Below are 16,066 nucleotides of genomic sequence, written 5' to 3' on the forward strand. Positions count from 1 at the left end.
TTCTTTTAAAGGCTTAGCATATCATTAATACAATAGTTAGGATCTTAATTTTACAAGCCTAATCAATGAATTTAAGCGAGATTATCGCATAGGAATAGGGCGAGAATTGGGTTATTTTAGCCAAGTACCCTTTATCGAATACGCCTAAAATTGGTGACTATGAAGTTAGCAAAGAGGCGATGCTTAAAATGAGAGCTTCTTTGCCGTCATCATCTCAGCCGGTTTCGCCACGCTCACCGAGCTCAAAACGTCAATAGATTTAGAAGAGGCATTTGATTTTGAGAGATGATTTGTCGTCGTTTTACCACAGTTTTACCACAGTTTTACCAGTAGCAAATTTCAGATATAAAAAAACCAACCATAAGCGGTTGGTTTTTCTAAGGAATTTTGGTCGGCATGATAGGATTTGAACCTACGACCCCTGACACCCCATGAAACCGATTTTAATTTTACTAACACTTTGATTATAAATACAAATAATACATTTACATGTAATTGCATACAGTGCTAGATATACAAAATATGCATTATAAGAATCAATGAGTTAAGGGGAGTTTTACCATATCATTTAGTGCTTATTGCTATTTTAATAACTGAACATTGCTTATCATGTATTACTTTAAATCCTTTTTCCTCGTGACCTTGTATAGATTCTTTTCTCGGATGATTATATCCTAAATGAGTTCCAGCAGAAAAATATGCTTGTGAATTATCATCTAAAGGAGTTGGTATTTTTTCTGAGCTAGCTTCATCTCCATGATGAGGAACAATGATGATATTAAATTTTTCAGTAGGGATCGATTTTATATTATCGTTATTATCTTTATTCATTTCTTTATAGACATAATCACCAGGAATTAAAATCGTATTATTATTGAAATTAATTTTAATAATAATGCAATCATTATTTTTTTTAACTTCATTTGGATTGCTTCTATATATGTTCATTTCAATTAAATTGTTTTTTATGAAAATATCCTTATCTATTTCTATGACTTTTTTTATTATTTCTTTATTTTTAAAAGATAAACTTTTTTGCATGTGAGGTATGAATATATTTATTATTTTTTCTTGAAAATCTTTATCTTTACCTAAAGATATTTCCCACTCCATTAACCTCGAATGATCAGAATCTAAATGTGATAAAAAAACATATACAGCATTTAATTTACTCAATAATACATTGGCAAGCTCATTCGTAATTAATGTAGTGTAGTTCTTTCTAAGTATGGGTTTACCTGCACCCATATCAAAAAGTATTCCTTTATCACCACTAGTTAGGAGTGAACACATCCCTTGTCCTACATGGAATGAATAAAATTTTATATCTATATTTTCCATGAAAACTTTTAACTTATTTTCCTCTTGTATAGAAATACTTTCACTTCTATTTAGTTCTTCTCCAAGGATAAACTCTATACTTGTTATTGCTATATATTTTATTTCTTTTTCATCAGAATTAAATGTTTCATAGAAGTATGAATCTCCATTATTATCTAAATTAGCTTTTATTTTCATCCAAATATGTTTTTTTTGTTCTTCTACTAATATTAAGTCTGATTTTAAAAAAACCATTCTTTTTTTCATGATAATATAATTTATTAAAATAATTGCATTAAGACTTCTAATGGATGGGGTGATGGCTTCTAATTTACTTATATCAATCTTATCTTTAGGTTCATTTTTTTCAAATATTGAAATTAATTTTTTAATAAGATTTAAATTAATTTTGTCATAACTAAAAATAATGGATCTATACATTATATCTTTATTTTTATCACTGATGTTTATATCTATATTTTGAGTATTACAGCCATCTACTTTATTAAAACTATTATTTAAATAATTATCTTTTATAATTGTTGTAAGTTTAAGGCTTTTTTCATGGGGGAAATAATCTTGGTAACCGATTTCTAAAAGTTCATCAACATAAGCATATAAAGTAATTTCTTTTGATTTATCATTCATATTATCAACCAATCTCACAATGAGGCACTTCAACCCATTGTACATGGTTTTCTGTATAAATCTTGGTTGACTCTGCATCACTGTGAGCCATTCGAGCTTGTGGATCAAAACCACGCTGTTTAAACATAAAGGCCGCCAATGCTCTTATTTCATGAAAGGTTGGTCTTTCATCTAAAGGCAAATGACTAGCAACGCCAACCCGATCACGTAACGTGGAAAATGCACGGCTAAGGTAATCAGGTGCAACTTGTGTTGGATGATTAACTTCTTTACTCACCTTATTTGGAATACGAGTAGGTAGTCTATGCACAATATAAGGGCTTGCCACATTGTCACGGCTATTATCGATGATTTCCTTAAGTGCTTTGCCTATGGGGATCGCAATATGAGATGCCTCTTTATGTTGCACTTTTTGTCTGTGAATATAAATCATCCCGTATATTCCATTTAAGGGTTCCTCATACCATAAACATCCACAGATGCCTTCTTTTGGGGCTTTGATATTGTATTTTATGCGTGATACTTCAAGCCTTGCTTGTGTTGTTTGTAACGCCAGATCCATTGCTGTTCTTAACCAAGGTTCTGCAGATGCTCGAATTTTAAGAAAATCATCATAAGATAATCTTCTACGTTTTTTCCCATCGACTCTTTTCATTTTCTTACGTTCAGCGGGATTATCAAACATAAGAGATTCATCCATTGCGTAACTAAAAATTTTCTTTAGAAAACTGACCTTGCGATTTTGTACATTAGCGGAAGCATCGGCATGATATTCATTAATATAGCCATTTACATGTTCTAGTGAGATTTCATTCGCGGGGATATCTTTAAAAAAGATCTTAATTCTTTCTAAGTCATTAACCCAGTTACTAAGTGTACTGTCTGATGGTTTCTCATCATTAGTGATCCGCAAAAATAACTTATCTAAATGTTCTGAGAGAGGGAGGGCCTCTCCATATTGCCCTCCCGAGTCAATAATTAATGAGTTAACAGAAACGCATTTTTCTGGTCGCATAATATGGTTGTATTCTCTGGCTATTGCGATAGCTTTTGCTTTATCAGCACCAATGCATTTTCTTAAACCATTAGTTAATGTAAGGCGATATTGTTTGACTGATTTATCAAAATAAAGAAAGTCAGGTAGATGCCTAAATTCCTTTCTTCTCGGTCTACTGGCCATATCACGAAGCCCTTATTAACTCATCGACACATGAAGAAATAACGGACTCGATACCCCAACGTTCGGATGAATATATCCAAACAGAACAATCAACGATTTTGCCTTTTAATAAGCCAGCTTCTACCCATTTTTTTATGGTTCTATTATCTGGAATAGAACCTATTTCAAATTCTCGTTTAGCCCACGCACTAGCTTTCATCAGTTTTCCGCTCATTTTGGTCTTGCCTCATCATTAATAAAATAAGCCGGTCTGCTGTATCACAGGAGTGTTTGATTTCAGCATCAGTGCATGGTCTATTTCTTACACTGAACGCTAACCGACCTAATTTAATATCAAAATTTGTTAATAATTGGTTCCCTGGTTTCCAAGGTGTTAATAATTTCATGATGGTTACCCATTGGTCTTGAATAAACCACCATGCTAATAACAACGAAAAGTAAAAACTGATTATGCTTAATCAACTTTTTACCCGAATAATTCCCTCCACTGGATAGCACTCTGCAATTTTCCCTTTGATCGCGAGTAATTCCTTATCAATTAAACAATTTTGTTCATTGGGATAAATATAACCGTAGGGTTCAAACTGACAATTTACCGAACTACATATCAAAAGGAATAAACCAAACATTATTGTTCACTCCTTTGTTGCTCAGCGGGAGAGGGTTGAAGTTCAATTTTGACGTGTGCTGGAAAGTCGTATGAAACATGGCAACGTCTATCTGTTGAAACAAAGCCATGTGTACCATCAGGTAATGTGATCTTTACGGCTTGGTCTTTCTGTTGAGAGTGTCTAAGCATTGGTCTTGCCTCTTTGTGACATGTCACGCTAATGAATGATAGCTGTATTAATGGGATGCCCCAGTTGTAGCAATAACGCTTTTTGCATCGATGAAAGGGCTTGCTGTTCTTGCTCTGTGACATTTTTTGTTGATGCCGTAGACCATTCGATACTGCATTTATTTGTTGTTTCATCATGAGTGATGACAACTTCTAACTTCATGGCCATAACGTTTATCTCCTGATAATGCGCCCGATAAAGGGCGCTATTATGAATTAACGAACCATTAATGAACGTTCACCAACTTCAAGATGTGCTCCGGGAATTTCAAGGCCATTTTCAATCGCTTCTTTAATGCCTTTTTTATCTGGCGCGGTGATGGTTTGAACATCAACCAACTCATCTGGCAACAAAGCTTCATTGTCGATAATGACTCGAACAACACCAGCTCTAGCTGTGAATGTGTTTTTTGTTGTTTTTAATTTATCTAATCCTGAAGCTAATAAGCAGTTAAGAGCATATTTCTTTAGGTTTTTAGCTTGGTTTTCGAATGATTTCTTACGATCAGATAAACGTTTAGATTCTTCATCCAGTGTTTTAGCTTGACCTTCGATATTGCGAACGTGGTGCATAATTGCATCCAATTTATCACCTAACTCGCCCTCGATACCTTCTAAAGTATCTGCGATATCTTCAGGAGAAAATTCTCCTGTTTCAACGAGTTGTTGTAATTTTTCGTAATTGGTCGCCAGTGCGATAGCAGTAGTATTGGTCATTAGATTGCCTCTTCTTTCTGTTTCAGTTGGTCTAAACACTCTTTTTCGATTTGGTTTAATCGACGTAAACGGCCGGACAAATATTTCTCGTAATCGTTGTCACGACGTTCTTGAGCTGATTTGATATGTGCAGAAATTTCTCGCGTTAATGTGGATGCAATGCCTCGCAATTCATTCTCAGTAACAGCACTACGCATAACTTCCGTATGTTTAGTAAATTTCTCGTCTAACTCTTTACGAATGCGAGTAATATCTTCAGCTTTCTCGCTCGCATTTTTAATTTCAAACTCAAGCTTATTACTCGCTAAGTATTCAGGGTTATCATGCATACCCATAAAGACATCAGAGCTAAAGCCAAGCATTGACAGGGCTTTTTTGATTGCATCAGTTAGTGATTTTTTAATAGCTTCACCGTCAACCTTAATGCCATAGTTAGTTTGATAGCGGTATGGTGTTGCACCATAACTTTCAAACTCACCGCGGGTTTCACATTCGATGATGTACCAAAAACGGATCTTAATTGAGTGGTTTTGTTCGCAGAATAACGCTCCATCACCATCACGTAAAAAACGGGTTGCAACTTGTTTATTACGTTCATCGAGAACAGGTTCTACAAGAGGCTTTCCATCAATAAATTTTTCTTCAAGGACTTCATAACCCCAACCTTCACCAATAGGGCCGAATATTTCAGTAGCGCGCATAAACATGTAGGTACTGTTTATGCTAGTTCCTACAAATCCCATACCTTCTAATGGTTTAGTAAAGCGAGGGTCTGTACGTTGTACTCTTTTCCAAATATTAAGATTATTTGCATCACCTAAGTTAAGAACTTCCTCAAGCACACTCGCGCGTTGCTCAAAATTATCGTGTTGTACTGATGGTGTTTCTGGTTCTTTAGGTTTTTCAGTTTGCTCAATCACTTGAGCTGTTTCTGCCTTAGGCGCTACTTCTTGCTTTTTACGCGAACGTTTAGGCTTAGTTTCTTTCTCAACTGTATTTTCTTTGGATACTAAAGAGGCATTATCTGTTTGAGTTAACTTAGTAGTAATTTCTTCTTTTTTAGTGTTGTTAGATTTGCTAATACCCAAATGTAGATCAATAAGTTCTTTTCGCGCGTTGGGATTATCTAATAGCTCAGGCTGTTTTTTACTTTCAGCTATTAACGAGAAAATCTTTTCACGAGGTATATCCAAGATGCCAGCTGTTGTGCGTAAATCCATTGACCAGCGTTTCCATGCTTTGTCGTCATCATCTATCAGCTCTTTGGCTTTCTTTACTTGAGAGGGAAGAACATTATTAGGATCAAAATCATCTAACAGTGCTAAGGCGATTTCAGTATCTATGGTTGAATAGTTACGCTTGATAGAAGATATCTCTTCTTGTCGTTGCTCTGGTTCTTCTGTTAGCCAGCTTTCACCTAGCGATTTAGCTTCTTCAACGGTGACATCTTCATTAGCAAACTCATAGATAGCCTGTGCTATTTCCATCGTTTGCTCAGCATCCATCAAAGATAACTTTGTTATTTCAGCAAGGCCTGTGGCGATATTACGAATTTTAGGATTTTCTTGGTCTGCCAAATATTCCAGAGCAGTTGAAAATTCATTGTTCGTTATTTGAGTTTTTCCAAATAAAAGTAAACACGCAATACGAGGTTTTGTTCCTAATTTTTTGAAATTTTTATATTCAATAGGTTTCCATTGAGTACCGTCATACTCATTTTCAACAGCAAATTTTTCATCGAAAGCATCTAAAGTAGGGCATGCAGAACCGTCAATATGTTCGCTAATTAACGGCTCATCAGTATTAAAGTTATCCATAGCTTCTGGATATGCTTCAGACAATTTCACTACTGCAGTTGCTGTTGCCAGCTTTGCATTAGCAGTGCTTAACGCTATGGCTAAAGGTACAGCACCGTTGGTACGAGCCTCGGTCGTAGGCTCAAATACACAGATAAAAGTTTTCATTGGTCTTGCCTCTTAATAAGGGATTTCTTCGTCAGTTTTCGAAATGGGTTTGCCTTCCAAGCAAAGTAACATTTGGATTTGATCTTCTAACAAGCTTGATTTCACTTGGGCATCAGAAAGAATTTTATCTTGCTCATTGCGTAGAAAATCAATTTCAGCGTGAACGAGATCAGTTTGAGTTGGCTCTTTAAAAGGAACATCAACAGTGTGTTCTGCAATAACGAAACCTAGTCCATCATTAGGATCTGCTTTAAATGCGTAGGCGTTATATTGATAAGAACCATCGAACTGTTTTTGAGCGTGAATATAGAGTGTGACGGTTAGGCTTTCAGGTTGTGCTTTCATAGCAACTCCTTTAAAATAACTGCGATCAGTGATTTATCATTGGTCTTGCCTCTTCTAGCGTTTGGTCGCGCTAGTAGAACTCTCGGTTAGCTTTGGTCGGCGACCCGAGGTAAAGGAACCCACTTCGGTGGGTTTTTTTACGTCTGTAACTTATTGCTCGTCTTTCCGAGCTGTCATGGTCATGTCTTTGTAGCTTTGGTCTGAAATATTCCCTAGTGCTGAATAAGAAGGTCTGAACACTTACCTAAACACTTGCTGTGTTGTTTTTGTTGTTAGTAAATCTACAAGTTAAAATTGAATATTGCAAGTCTATTTTACAAATAATTCTTGTAATTATGTGTGTAAAAAATTACAAGAGCTATTAAGCCCCTGTAATTTAGTTTGAATTTTATGAAAGGATTTTAAGCGTAACGCTTGTATGTTCTAGATTGACTGAGGAGGACTTTACCAAAAATGAAGAATTGGTCTTCATCTTCTTTATCAATATCCCAATCTCTGTAATTGGGATTATCAGAGATAACGGTTAATTTATTCTTTATCATTTGAAGTCTTTTAATGTGCAATGTTTGACCAAAAATGAAAACGTAAATGCCATCACCATCAAAATAATCTATGTGAACATCTATGAAAACCTGATCTCCTGGTTCAATAGTATTTTGCATACTATCACCAACTACAGTGATCATTTTTATATTAGCACTAGGTCTGTTGCCAAATAAGCGGAGTGCTTCATCAGATGTATATTCAATAGCTCTAATTGTTTCAATAAATTCACTTTTATTAATAATGCCAGGGCCTGCGCTTGCTTCTATATCAAGTAGTTCAACAAGATAAGAATCATTCTTACGGACAACTGGCTTATTCATTACTTCAGTTGAAACATCACTCATAAAAAACCAATGTTCTGGATATCCTGAGAGACTAGACAATGCTGTTAAATTATTACCTCTAGGTGCTGTTTTACCGCTCACCCAAAATTGCACTGATTGAGGGCTAACACCGAGCCTACGAGCTAATTCTGATTGAGACCAGTTTCGCTCGGTTAGTATTTGGCTAATACGTGTAGCTGATACTTCATTCGGATTCTTTTTCATAAAATTATATTACAAGCTTTCCTTGTAGGGATCACTTCAAGAAAAACTTGATATTGTTGTGTGTTTGATTGTAAGATTAACTTGTAATTCAAAAAGGAGAAAACAATGACACCTTGTATAAAAAACAAAATTATCAATCTAGCGAGCCAATCAGAGATTGCTCGACGATTAAATACGAAGCCTCAAACAGTGCATTTATGGTTCAAAAATGGCGTTCCTGCTCTAAAGGTTTTAAGCCTGTGTGAATGCTTAAATTGGCAAGTAACACCTCATGAGGTTGCGCCAGAAATTTATCCAAATCAGTTTGATGGGCTTCCTAAATCATCATCAGTATTACAGGTATCAAATTAAAAAACTGATTATGCGTAATCAATTTTTCTAGCGACAGGAGACGCAAAAATGAATTTTGATATCAACATTATCAGAGCTGAAATTGAGGACTGGGCTGTAGAACAAGGGCAAGAACATGTTGCTATTGAGATTAGCCGAGCTTACTTACGATTAGTGATTAATCAAGAACATGGTCGATTACATGCCATTGAGGATCAAACGGGTAAGGCAGACTGGAAAGCAATAAACAATAACCGGCAACAGATATTCCGTTGGTTACGTGGTGATTCTCGCGCATCTCAAAGAAAAATTGCGGAGTTAATGCCTGCGATTGAAATGGCACTACCGGCTTCAAGGTTAGCTCGAGTACGTGGAGATACAAAAAACTATTTAGCAACCGTGGCCATTCAGCGTTTTGCTGATGCTATGACTGAAATTTTATTAGAAGGTCGTGACATGTCACACCAAATAAACAATGTAGTACGTGCATTAAATGAGATATCACGCCCGACCAGCGTGCATTAATTCAAGAGGCAAGACCAATGATTAGATCAACTGAAAAAATCACATACCGTAATGGGTTTATGCTGAATGATAAACCTGCCCATATATCAGAAATTAGGGATATTTTTGAGGGTAGACGTGTTATTGCGCTGTTAGTTTGGGAACAGTATGAAAAGCAAAAACAAAAATTACTGTCAAAGAATTTAACGCCTGCGCAGTATCAAAGTGCATGTCGCTCCATAGCTAAATCATTGGGGGTGTAACGTGAGTAATAAATTAACGGGCTATGTATGGGATGCATGTGCTGTTTCAGGTGTTAAAGGTACCAAATTAATGATCATGGTACGACTAGCTGATTACTCAAGCGATGAAGGGATCGCTTATCCCAGTGTTGAAACAATCAGTCGTCAAATTGGTGCTGGAATTAGCACAATTCGCAATGCATGTAATGAACTTGAAAATGATGGTTGGTTGGTTAAAAAACAACGTAGAAATGGTAATCGAAACGCTTCAAATTTATATTTTTTAAATGTCGATAAATTAGAAAAAATTGCATTAGAAGAAAATGCAAAATTAAGAAAACAGCGTGAAAAACTATCAAATTATCACCGTCCAGATTCTGACCGTTCAGATTCTGACCGTACAGAAAACGATAAAAATATACGTTTTGACCCTCCAGAATCTGGCGTTCAAGTGGGTTTTCACCGTCCAGAATCTGGAGGCGATCCACAAGTAAATTCAAAACATGATCCACAAGTAAATTCAAAACATGATCCACAAGAATTACTCGAGGGGAAAAAATCGAACAATAAATTCGATCCAAAATTATCTAAACCGTCAAATGTGAGTGATGAGGTTTGGCAGGATTGGATTAACTTCAGGAAAGAGATTAAAAAACCGCTGACAGAAACCATGTGCAAGCAACAAGCAAAAAAATTATCGCTTTGCTCCGATGCCAATGCTGTGATTTGCAATTCAATTGCTAACGGTTGGCAGGGGCTATTTCCTGAAAGACCAGTAGTACAAACTCAAAAAGTAAATTCTCACACTGGGTTTAGCGAAAAAGATTACCAGTCTCAAGATCCGCATTGGTTTGTGGGAGGTGGAAATGTCTGAACAAAATTTACTAACTGCGGTGAATATTCCACCTCGCTTTGCTAATGCGACATTTGAATCATTTGTAGCCTCAACGCCAACAGCAAAACATAATTTAAAAATTTGTCAGCAGTACGTTGAAACTTGGGGTGACCGAAAAAACGCAGGAGAGGGGCTTGTGCTGTGTGGAACACCCGGAACTGGTAAAACACACCTTGCAGTATCAATCGCTCGTCAGATTGCCGGAGAATTGCAAGAAACGGTATTCATTACCACAGCCTCACGTATCATTCGCGCTTTTCGAAGAACATGGGCTGGAAATTCAGAATTCAGTGAACTTGATGTACTTGAAAAATACTGCACACCTGATTTGTTAATTATTGATGAAATTGGTGTTCAGTATGGCACTGATTCTGAACGTAATATCTTGTTTGAGTTGATTAATGATCGCTACGAAGATTTGCTACCTACAATTTTGATAAGCAACTTGCCCGTTGTTGATCTACAAGAAATGCTTGGTGAACGAGTCGTGGACAGATTATTACAGGGTGGAACGGTATTAACGTTTAACTGGCCAACATATCGCAGAGGTAATCATCATGCATGAGAAAGAATTAGAACATGCGGTGATTAGTGGTTTGTTAGCTGGTGGTGCTAGTCAAGATGCATATGAGGTATTAGCCACATTACCTGAAGAAGCCTTTAGTTCTAGATATTTTCGTAATGTCTACAAAGAAATTAAAAAACAAGCGCTAGCAAGTTCTTTAATAGATCCCTTTTTTATTGCTGATGCGTTAGGTGAAAAAGGCGATTTAGCAAATTTACTTGAGCTATCTAAAACACCTATTTGGACAGCAAATTTAAAAGGCTATGCCTCAAAAGTTTATAGTTATTATCGTGTTAGAGAAGTAATTCAATTAATTTCCAAGTATCAAAATGATATTACTACTGCAAATAATCATGAACAAGCTGAAGAATTTATTCATCAATTTGCAACACAAATTGGTCAGCTGACAATTGGTAGTCAGAACCTACTTCCTGTGCATTTAAATACACTACTTGAAGGCTATGTAGATGTTTTAGAACGCAGAAACAAAGGGGAAGATGCTGTTGGGATGATTAAAAGTGGTATTGAAGCTTTAGATGACAAAATAGGAGGCTTTAACCCAACAGACTTAGTTTTTATTGGTGGTCGTCCGGGAATGGGAAAAACAGAGCTTGCACTAACGATGACTGAAGGTATGACCAGAGATGGAGGCGGTGCATTGTTCTTCTCGATGGAAATGTCTAATCAGCAAATCACTGAGCGTTTAGTTGCCGGTTCTGCACAATTGCCAATATCAACATTGAGACATAGTGGGCGATTGGATGATGAAGGATGGGGGCGTTTAAGTTCAGCACTAGGCCATTTAATGGATAGAGATATTCATATCATCGATGCGAGTAATCTAACTATTGAACAAATATGTGCAATCAGTGAAAACCACAAACGTAAATATCCAAATTTGAAAGGAATTTTTGTTGATTATTTAGGGTTAATTAAAAAACCTAAAGCGGAACGTAATGATTTAGCAATTGCAAAAATCTCTGCATCGTTAAAAGGGTTGGCAAAGCGATTACACACGCCAACTATTGCGTTAAGCCAGCTATCTCGTGATGTTGATAAAAGACCTATTAATCAACGCCGTCCTGTTTCTGCTGATTTACGCGACTCTGGTAGCTTAGAGCAAGATGCTGACTTAATTTTATTTACATATAGGGAGGCCGTATATAACCCAAATAGCCCCGCGAAAAATTATGCCGAGATCATTATTGATAAATTTAGGCATGGAGAAACTGGCACAATATATCAAGAATTTAAGAATGGCCACTATCTGCCTGCCGACCAAATTACAGCGTCAGAAGTGTCCAAAATGCAACAGCAATCACAGCAAAGTGATAAACGCCGTCGTTACGCAGAAAAAGCATTTTAGTTAAAACAGAGGCAAGTTGAATCAGAAGAACATGAAATGATTAAGCGAAATTGTGCATTGCGCAGACCAGGACGTGATCCATATGATGAAAGTGAATATATTCAAATGCTCATACGAAATGATGATGCGAGACTTAAGCGCGAGATTGCGGAATTATCCAATCGTTGTTGTGGTAAATGTGGTGAACGGTTACCAGTGATGGAATGTTGCCTTGATGGTGATTCTAAGTGCTGGGTAACCAAGGGGTGGCACAAGCTTAAATTGGGGGTAGAATAGAAAGAAAAATAGGAGCTAATAATGCCATCTCTTTTCTCCGAAATACAAAATGATATTTTAAATCCAAGTTCAAATATAACGGATATTTTACGTAAATGTTCAGTGTTAGCATATAAGATAAACAACGACACATTTATTAAATGGACTGAGTTAGAGTTAGATGGATATGATGGTGATGATGCAATTCCTGATTACCGCATAGTAGGCACTGTAATTAGAGGGGACTTCTCTAATAGAGCAGGTGCGAATCACTCTGCACTGCAAATTGATAAGCATTTATTGCCAGATTTTTTACAGGATAGTTTTGGCTCAGGGAAAGTTTACTATCCAGTGTCATATATAGAAAGTCTACTTTCGTACTCAGCTGATGATGATCCTGTAAGAGATATACCCATGTCAGCTTTACCTCTATTCAATAGGTTATATCAAGGTTTCTTTTGCACTAGGGCATATGAGATTTTACCAAGGATGGCTTGTTATAGCGTAATTGATTCTATAAAAAATAAAACACTTAGGTTTTTATTGGAAATAGAAGGAAAAATAGAGAATATAGAGGATATTAAATTGTCAAAACAAGACGAAAAAATAGTGACTCAAACCTTTAATAACCATATTTATGGTAATGCTAATGTTGCTAATGCCAGCGAAAATTTTAATCAAAATTTACAAGTTCAATCTCATGATTTAATAGATAAACTACTTTCTGAATTATTAGAGATAAAAAAGCAGGGAAAAGACTCTCAAATTATTGATGATATAATCCCACATATTGAGTCGATGAAAAGTGTTAAAGACCAAACGGGTGTTATGACAAAACTAGTCGAAATAATGACTATTGCTGGTGGTTCTGCATCTGTTCTATCTGTAATAACACCTTATGTATCTAAACTTAAAGAATTATTTATTTAATTTTTTAAATTTAAAATTATCTTCTTTTGAAGAAATAAGTATTTCTGATAAAATAATCCCATTGGTCTGAACACCCAATCTTAAACATTTGCTGTGTCAACTGAGAGTCAAGTATGGCACAGCATAGCTTTATCAAAATGTCTAACGATACTCTTGTACCAGCTAACCCTGTTACGAGAGATTTTCTGCATTCAAAAATCAAATGTGGTGATGTGCTTTCAGCGAATTTTAAGAAAGCCCGTAACCCTCGATTCCATCGTAAATACTTCGCATTACTCAACTTAGGCTATGAATATTGGGAACCAGTTGGCGGTACCATTTCACCTGAAGAAAAAGAGCTTGTGCGTGGTTACATCACATTCCTTTCATATTACACGGATAATGCTGACGCGCTCTTATCAGCATCCGATATCTATCTAGAAGAAGTCGCACAAAAACGTGCACAAAATATCTCAGCAACAAAATCATTTAATGCTTTTCGCTATTGGGTTGTAGAGCAAGCCGGTTATTACGACACGTTTGAAATGCCTGACGGTAGTTTACGTCGTGTCGCTAAATCAATCAGTTTTGCAAATATGGACGACTTAGCATTTAGCGAACTCTACAAAGCCACACTCGATGTGCTTTGGAATTTTATCCTTCGTAAGCAATTCCCCACTCAAAAAGCTGTAGAAAATACAGTATCTCAATTATTAAGTTTCACATAGAGGCAAGACCAATGATCAAATCAAAGACCAAAGAAGAAAAGAAGTGGCTATCAGATGTAGCAGAACTCGGTTGTATTTGTTGTCGTAATATGGGACTTGGGGCAAGTAGAGCGGAAATACATCACGTTAGAACAGGGCAGGGAATGGCACAGCGAGCCAGTCATACAGATGTTTTACCACTGTGTCCTCCACATCATAGAGCGTGTTACGAAACCGGCTTTCACGCTTCGCCTAAATCGTGGCAAGAAATTCATGGTACCGAGATTGAGTTATTAGAACAGACTAAGCAAGAAGTAATGGAGTTACGAGTATGTCGAGTATAAAGAGTATATCTGATGGGTTAAAACTTGATAAAACACGAGAAGCTTGGCTTCAGAATTGGTTAACTCGATTTGGTACATGGGTACATAGCGGACGTATAGATAAACGACAGAGTAGTATGATCGCTCAATTTATGGAAAGAGTAGAACGACGTGATTATCCGTATAGACCTACGTGTAGTGATGAAGATGGTCTACTTATTCAGAGAGTTGTTGACAGTATATATCACATAGATATTCAGGCATTTAATATGTTACTTAGTCGATATGCTTTTTGTGCATCGGATAGAGCTATAGCTCGTCATTATCATAAGAATAGTGAACCAAGAATAATGGCTCGTAGAAATGGCATGTTAAGAGAAAGAAAGCCATCTATGTCTACATGCCGTAGAGAGGTAGAAGAAATATTAAATGCTGTTGAATATTTATTATACCAACCTCTAGTAGATGCATTTAAAAATAGAGAAAAAGAGATGATCGAGAAGCGAAATAGCAAAAACGTGTTGACATCTTTGAACTAATGAGCCACTATTTCAAGGTAAGTTGCCTTTTTTGTAACTTCACCAACTAACCCAGCTAATGCGCTGGGTTTTTTGCTTTTATCTACAGACAAAAACTTATGCTTAAGTAAAATATAGTTTTTATATTTTACTTGAGGATGAGTTAATGTCGTATTGTGTTGAAAGTACAATAGAAAAACTGCTCTATGATGCCTATAACGAAATGTTTTCTAAGAAAAAAAACTATTTTTTGTATTTTGCAGAGGAAGGTATTTCGTTTGAATTGTGGCTAACCACTGAGCTAGCGATGTATTTTAGGAATGAGAAATACAACGTTGATTTCACACCAGGAGTGGTTATTAAAGAAGAAGTTGTTGGTGTTGAGAATCAAATTAGAACTAAATATAGCTGTAGATACCTAGATTTATTTGTTTCAAACGAAATAGGTCAGTGTGCAATTGAATTAAAAATAGCAACGCCTGCAACTCAATCAAAATATAATATAGCTTGTAGAAATGATATCACTAAGTTATCCAACATAAGTAAGATATCGACTAAAGCGAAGATTGCAGATTATAACAAAATAAAGAAACTATTTATTCTGGTTGTTGTTTCTAAGCGTAATGAAGTTGGGTACAACGCTAACTGGAATGAATGGCTAGATAAAATATACGAAGACTCAAATGAAAAAGCAGGGTCTTTAATCAAATACAAAAGATATTCAAAAGAAGATAATAAAGACTTAACTGCGGTGGTTTACCACAAATTTGTCAAGTAAAGCTTGCTGTTTCCTTTGTTCAGAGTTACATGTGTGTTCACGACCAATAACTGACCAAAGGTATTAAAATATCATGTTAAAACATAGTGATATGACAGAAGAGGCAAGACTTGTTTTTGAAGTTGTTCCGCACACGATGGAGGTTACGGTAAATGAAGTTGCAGAATGCACCTATTTAACTGAGGAACGTTGCCAATTGATATTAACGCAGTTGGCAATGGCGGGACTAATCAAAGAAAACATCAAAGGAAATACATTTCAAAATATCTAATACTGTGAAAATGGGCGACTGTAAAAGTGTTGGTAGCACCTTTACAGTCATTCACCCGTTCTGGTAGATCACGGACAAACTAAAGCCCACTGCTTATGTGCACAAAGCATGGTGAGCTTATCAAAAAAGGTTCTCCTGATCTATGAAAAATACTGTGATTTTAAACAGTGTGAATTTAGTCAATGATGACTCACTCAGCTATATAAAAACACTTCCCTTTGAACTGCACCCCAAAAGTTGGACACCAACTTTGGGGTGTTTTTCTATGGCTAAATATTCTCTTGATTTTAAACTCAA

21 protein-coding genes and 1 pseudogene are annotated in these 16,066 nt (G+C 36.1%); 13 read left to right on the forward strand and 9 right to left on the reverse strand.

The genetic code is table 11. From position 1 onward, the window contains the following. Window positions 1-564: 564 nt before the first annotated feature. The 9 genes from CBE70_RS12670 to CBE70_RS12710 form a co-directional block, all read right to left on the reverse strand. Entirely contained in the window at window positions 565-1,968 is a 1,404-nt protein-coding gene (locus CBE70_RS12670) for an MBL fold metallo-hydrolase (RefSeq protein WP_100159627.1), read from the reverse strand. A 4-nt stretch (window positions 1,969-1,972) separates the two neighbouring features. Then, a complete protein-coding gene (locus tag CBE70_RS12675) occupies window positions 1,973-3,148 on the reverse strand; it encodes a tyrosine-type recombinase/integrase (RefSeq protein ID WP_100159628.1) in 1,176 nt (391 codons plus the stop codon). Window position 3,149: 1 nt separating this feature from the next. Continuing rightward, complete coding sequence (locus tag CBE70_RS12680; protein ID WP_060555085.1) at window positions 3,150-3,362, reverse strand: hypothetical protein; 213 nt, start codon at window positions 3,360-3,362, stop codon at window positions 3,150-3,152. Window positions 3,363-3,776: 414 nt separating this feature from the next. Further along, window positions 3,777-3,947: a hypothetical protein gene (locus tag CBE70_RS18385; protein ID WP_004250514.1), complete on the reverse strand. Its 171-nt coding sequence runs from the start codon at window positions 3,945-3,947 to the stop codon at window positions 3,777-3,779. Window positions 3,948-3,975: 28 nt separating this feature from the next. After that, window positions 3,976-4,155: a hypothetical protein gene (locus CBE70_RS12690; RefSeq protein WP_049199463.1), complete on the reverse strand. Its 180-nt coding sequence runs from the start codon at window positions 4,153-4,155 to the stop codon at window positions 3,976-3,978. Window positions 4,156-4,202: 47 nt separating this feature from the next. Beyond that, window positions 4,203-4,703 (reverse strand): siphovirus Gp157 family protein, encoded by a 501-nt coding sequence (locus tag CBE70_RS12695; protein WP_100159630.1) that lies wholly within the window; start codon window positions 4,701-4,703, stop codon window positions 4,203-4,205. Beyond that, a complete protein-coding gene (locus CBE70_RS12700) occupies window positions 4,703-6,667 on the reverse strand; it encodes a hypothetical protein (RefSeq protein WP_100159631.1) in 1,965 nt (654 codons plus the stop codon). The genes CBE70_RS12695 and CBE70_RS12700 overlap by 1 nt, the downstream gene beginning before the upstream one ends. A 12-nt stretch (window positions 6,668-6,679) precedes the next feature. Further along, the gene (locus tag CBE70_RS12705) at window positions 6,680-7,012 is read right to left on the reverse strand and encodes a hypothetical protein (protein ID WP_100159632.1); all 333 of its coding nucleotides are present in this window, start codon (window positions 7,010-7,012) and stop codon (window positions 6,680-6,682) included. A 401-nt stretch (window positions 7,013-7,413) separates the two neighbouring features. Then, the gene (locus tag CBE70_RS12710) at window positions 7,414-8,106 is read right to left on the reverse strand and encodes a S24 family peptidase (RefSeq protein ID WP_100159633.1); all 693 of its coding nucleotides are present in this window, start codon (window positions 8,104-8,106) and stop codon (window positions 7,414-7,416) included. Window positions 8,107-8,211: 105 nt separating this feature from the next. On the opposite strand from CBE70_RS12710, the gene CBE70_RS12715 reads away from it, so the two are divergent. The 13 genes and pseudogenes from CBE70_RS12715 to CBE70_RS12775 all read left to right on the forward strand — a co-directional run bounded on the left by CBE70_RS12715 (window position 8,212) and on the right by CBE70_RS12775 (window position 15,769). Continuing rightward, window positions 8,212-8,457, forward strand: a complete 246-nt coding sequence (locus tag CBE70_RS12715) for a transcriptional regulator (protein ID WP_100159634.1) — start codon at window positions 8,212-8,214, stop codon at window positions 8,455-8,457. Window positions 8,458-8,505: 48 nt separating this feature from the next. Next, window positions 8,506-8,961 carry a toxin YdaT family protein gene (locus CBE70_RS12720; RefSeq protein ID WP_020945464.1) on the forward strand — a complete coding sequence of 152 codons (456 nt, stop codon included), beginning with the start codon at window positions 8,506-8,508 and terminating at the stop codon, window positions 8,959-8,961. Window positions 8,962-8,978: 17 nt separating this feature from the next. Continuing rightward, window positions 8,979-9,203 (forward strand): hypothetical protein, encoded by a 225-nt coding sequence (locus CBE70_RS12725; RefSeq protein ID WP_100159635.1) that lies wholly within the window; start codon window positions 8,979-8,981, stop codon window positions 9,201-9,203. A gap of 1 nt (window position 9,204) precedes the next feature. Beyond that, window positions 9,205-10,056, forward strand: coding sequence for a helix-turn-helix domain-containing protein (locus CBE70_RS12730; RefSeq protein ID WP_100159636.1), 852 nt, complete (start codon window positions 9,205-9,207; stop codon window positions 10,054-10,056). Beyond that, a complete protein-coding gene (locus tag CBE70_RS12735; protein WP_100159637.1) occupies window positions 10,049-10,642 on the forward strand; it encodes an ATP-binding protein in 594 nt (197 codons plus the stop codon). Before CBE70_RS12730 ends, CBE70_RS12735 begins: the two co-directional genes overlap by 8 nt. Next, window positions 10,635-12,008: a replicative DNA helicase gene (locus CBE70_RS12740; protein ID WP_100159638.1), complete on the forward strand. Its 1,374-nt coding sequence runs from the start codon at window positions 10,635-10,637 to the stop codon at window positions 12,006-12,008. Before CBE70_RS12735 ends, CBE70_RS12740 begins: the two co-directional genes overlap by 8 nt. A gap of 6 nt (window positions 12,009-12,014) precedes the next feature. Continuing rightward, window positions 12,015-12,284, forward strand: a pseudogene (locus CBE70_RS18530) (hypothetical protein); the annotation flags it as partial. Window positions 12,285-12,305: 21 nt separating this feature from the next. Beyond that, window positions 12,306-13,193 carry an AbiTii domain-containing protein gene (locus CBE70_RS12750; protein ID WP_100159639.1) on the forward strand — a complete coding sequence of 296 codons (888 nt, stop codon included), beginning with the start codon at window positions 12,306-12,308 and terminating at the stop codon, window positions 13,191-13,193. A 113-nt stretch (window positions 13,194-13,306) separates the two neighbouring features. Next, window positions 13,307-13,900: a DUF1367 family protein gene (locus tag CBE70_RS12755; RefSeq protein ID WP_100159640.1), complete on the forward strand. Its 594-nt coding sequence runs from the start codon at window positions 13,307-13,309 to the stop codon at window positions 13,898-13,900. A gap of 11 nt (window positions 13,901-13,911) precedes the next feature. Beyond that, window positions 13,912-14,223 (forward strand): Ref family recombination enhancement nuclease, encoded by a 312-nt coding sequence (locus CBE70_RS12760; protein ID WP_100159641.1) that lies wholly within the window; start codon window positions 13,912-13,914, stop codon window positions 14,221-14,223. Then, entirely contained in the window at window positions 14,211-14,741 is a 531-nt protein-coding gene (locus tag CBE70_RS12765) for an antiterminator Q family protein (protein WP_049210189.1), read from the forward strand. The genes CBE70_RS12760 and CBE70_RS12765 overlap by 13 nt, the downstream gene beginning before the upstream one ends. 145 nt (window positions 14,742-14,886) lie before the next feature. Beyond that, complete coding sequence (locus CBE70_RS12770; protein ID WP_100159642.1) at window positions 14,887-15,498, forward strand: hypothetical protein; 612 nt, start codon at window positions 14,887-14,889, stop codon at window positions 15,496-15,498. Between the two features lie 73 nt (window positions 15,499-15,571). After that, window positions 15,572-15,769 carry a TrmB family transcriptional regulator gene (locus CBE70_RS12775; RefSeq protein ID WP_100159643.1) on the forward strand — a complete coding sequence of 66 codons (198 nt, stop codon included), beginning with the start codon at window positions 15,572-15,574 and terminating at the stop codon, window positions 15,767-15,769. The last annotated feature ends 297 nt before the right edge of the window (window positions 15,770-16,066 follow it).

Origin of the sequence: Proteus columbae (assembly GCF_002777965.1) — a bacterium.
Lineage (GTDB): Bacteria > Pseudomonadota > Gammaproteobacteria > Enterobacterales > Enterobacteriaceae > Proteus > Proteus columbae.

Excerpts from the sequence above, each read along its gene's own strand:
- CBE70_RS12695 (WP_100159630.1), bottom strand. The coding sequence starts at position 4,703 with ATGACCAATACTACTGCTATCGCACTGGCGACCAATTACGAAAAATTA.
- CBE70_RS12750 (WP_100159639.1), top strand. The coding sequence starts at position 12,306 with ATGCCATCTCTTTTCTCCGAAATACAAAATGATATTTTAAATCCAAGT.
- CBE70_RS12705 (WP_100159632.1), bottom strand. The coding sequence starts at position 7,012 with ATGAAAGCACAACCTGAAAGCCTAACCGTCACACTCTATATTCACGCT.
- CBE70_RS12760 (WP_100159641.1), top strand. The coding sequence starts at position 13,912 with ATGATCAAATCAAAGACCAAAGAAGAAAAGAAGTGGCTATCAGATGTA.
- CBE70_RS12735 (WP_100159637.1), top strand. The coding sequence starts at position 10,049 with ATGTCTGAACAAAATTTACTAACTGCGGTGAATATTCCACCTCGCTTT.
- CBE70_RS12775 (WP_100159643.1), top strand. The coding sequence starts at position 15,572 with ATGTTAAAACATAGTGATATGACAGAAGAGGCAAGACTTGTTTTTGAA.
- CBE70_RS12670 (WP_100159627.1), bottom strand. The coding sequence starts at position 1,968 with ATGAATGATAAATCAAAAGAAATTACTTTATATGCTTATGTTGATGAA.
- CBE70_RS12740 (WP_100159638.1), top strand. The coding sequence starts at position 10,635 with ATGCATGAGAAAGAATTAGAACATGCGGTGATTAGTGGTTTGTTAGCT.
- CBE70_RS12675 (WP_100159628.1), bottom strand. The coding sequence starts at position 3,148 with ATGGCCAGTAGACCGAGAAGAAAGGAATTTAGGCATCTACCTGACTTT.
- CBE70_RS12715 (WP_100159634.1), top strand. The coding sequence starts at position 8,212 with ATGACACCTTGTATAAAAAACAAAATTATCAATCTAGCGAGCCAATCA.
- CBE70_RS12720 (WP_020945464.1), top strand. The coding sequence starts at position 8,506 with ATGAATTTTGATATCAACATTATCAGAGCTGAAATTGAGGACTGGGCT.
- CBE70_RS12755 (WP_100159640.1), top strand. The coding sequence starts at position 13,307 with ATGGCACAGCATAGCTTTATCAAAATGTCTAACGATACTCTTGTACCA.
- CBE70_RS12690 (WP_049199463.1), bottom strand. The coding sequence starts at position 4,155 with ATGGCCATGAAGTTAGAAGTTGTCATCACTCATGATGAAACAACAAAT.
- CBE70_RS18385 (WP_004250514.1), bottom strand. The coding sequence starts at position 3,947 with ATGCTTAGACACTCTCAACAGAAAGACCAAGCCGTAAAGATCACATTA.
- CBE70_RS12770 (WP_100159642.1), top strand. The coding sequence starts at position 14,887 with ATGTCGTATTGTGTTGAAAGTACAATAGAAAAACTGCTCTATGATGCC.
- CBE70_RS12725 (WP_100159635.1), top strand. The coding sequence starts at position 8,979 with ATGATTAGATCAACTGAAAAAATCACATACCGTAATGGGTTTATGCTG.
- CBE70_RS12680 (WP_060555085.1), bottom strand. The coding sequence starts at position 3,362 with ATGAGCGGAAAACTGATGAAAGCTAGTGCGTGGGCTAAACGAGAATTT.
- CBE70_RS12765 (WP_049210189.1), top strand. The coding sequence starts at position 14,211 with ATGTCGAGTATAAAGAGTATATCTGATGGGTTAAAACTTGATAAAACA.
- CBE70_RS12710 (WP_100159633.1), bottom strand. The coding sequence starts at position 8,106 with ATGAAAAAGAATCCGAATGAAGTATCAGCTACACGTATTAGCCAAATA.
- CBE70_RS12700 (WP_100159631.1), bottom strand. The coding sequence starts at position 6,667 with ATGAAAACTTTTATCTGTGTATTTGAGCCTACGACCGAGGCTCGTACC.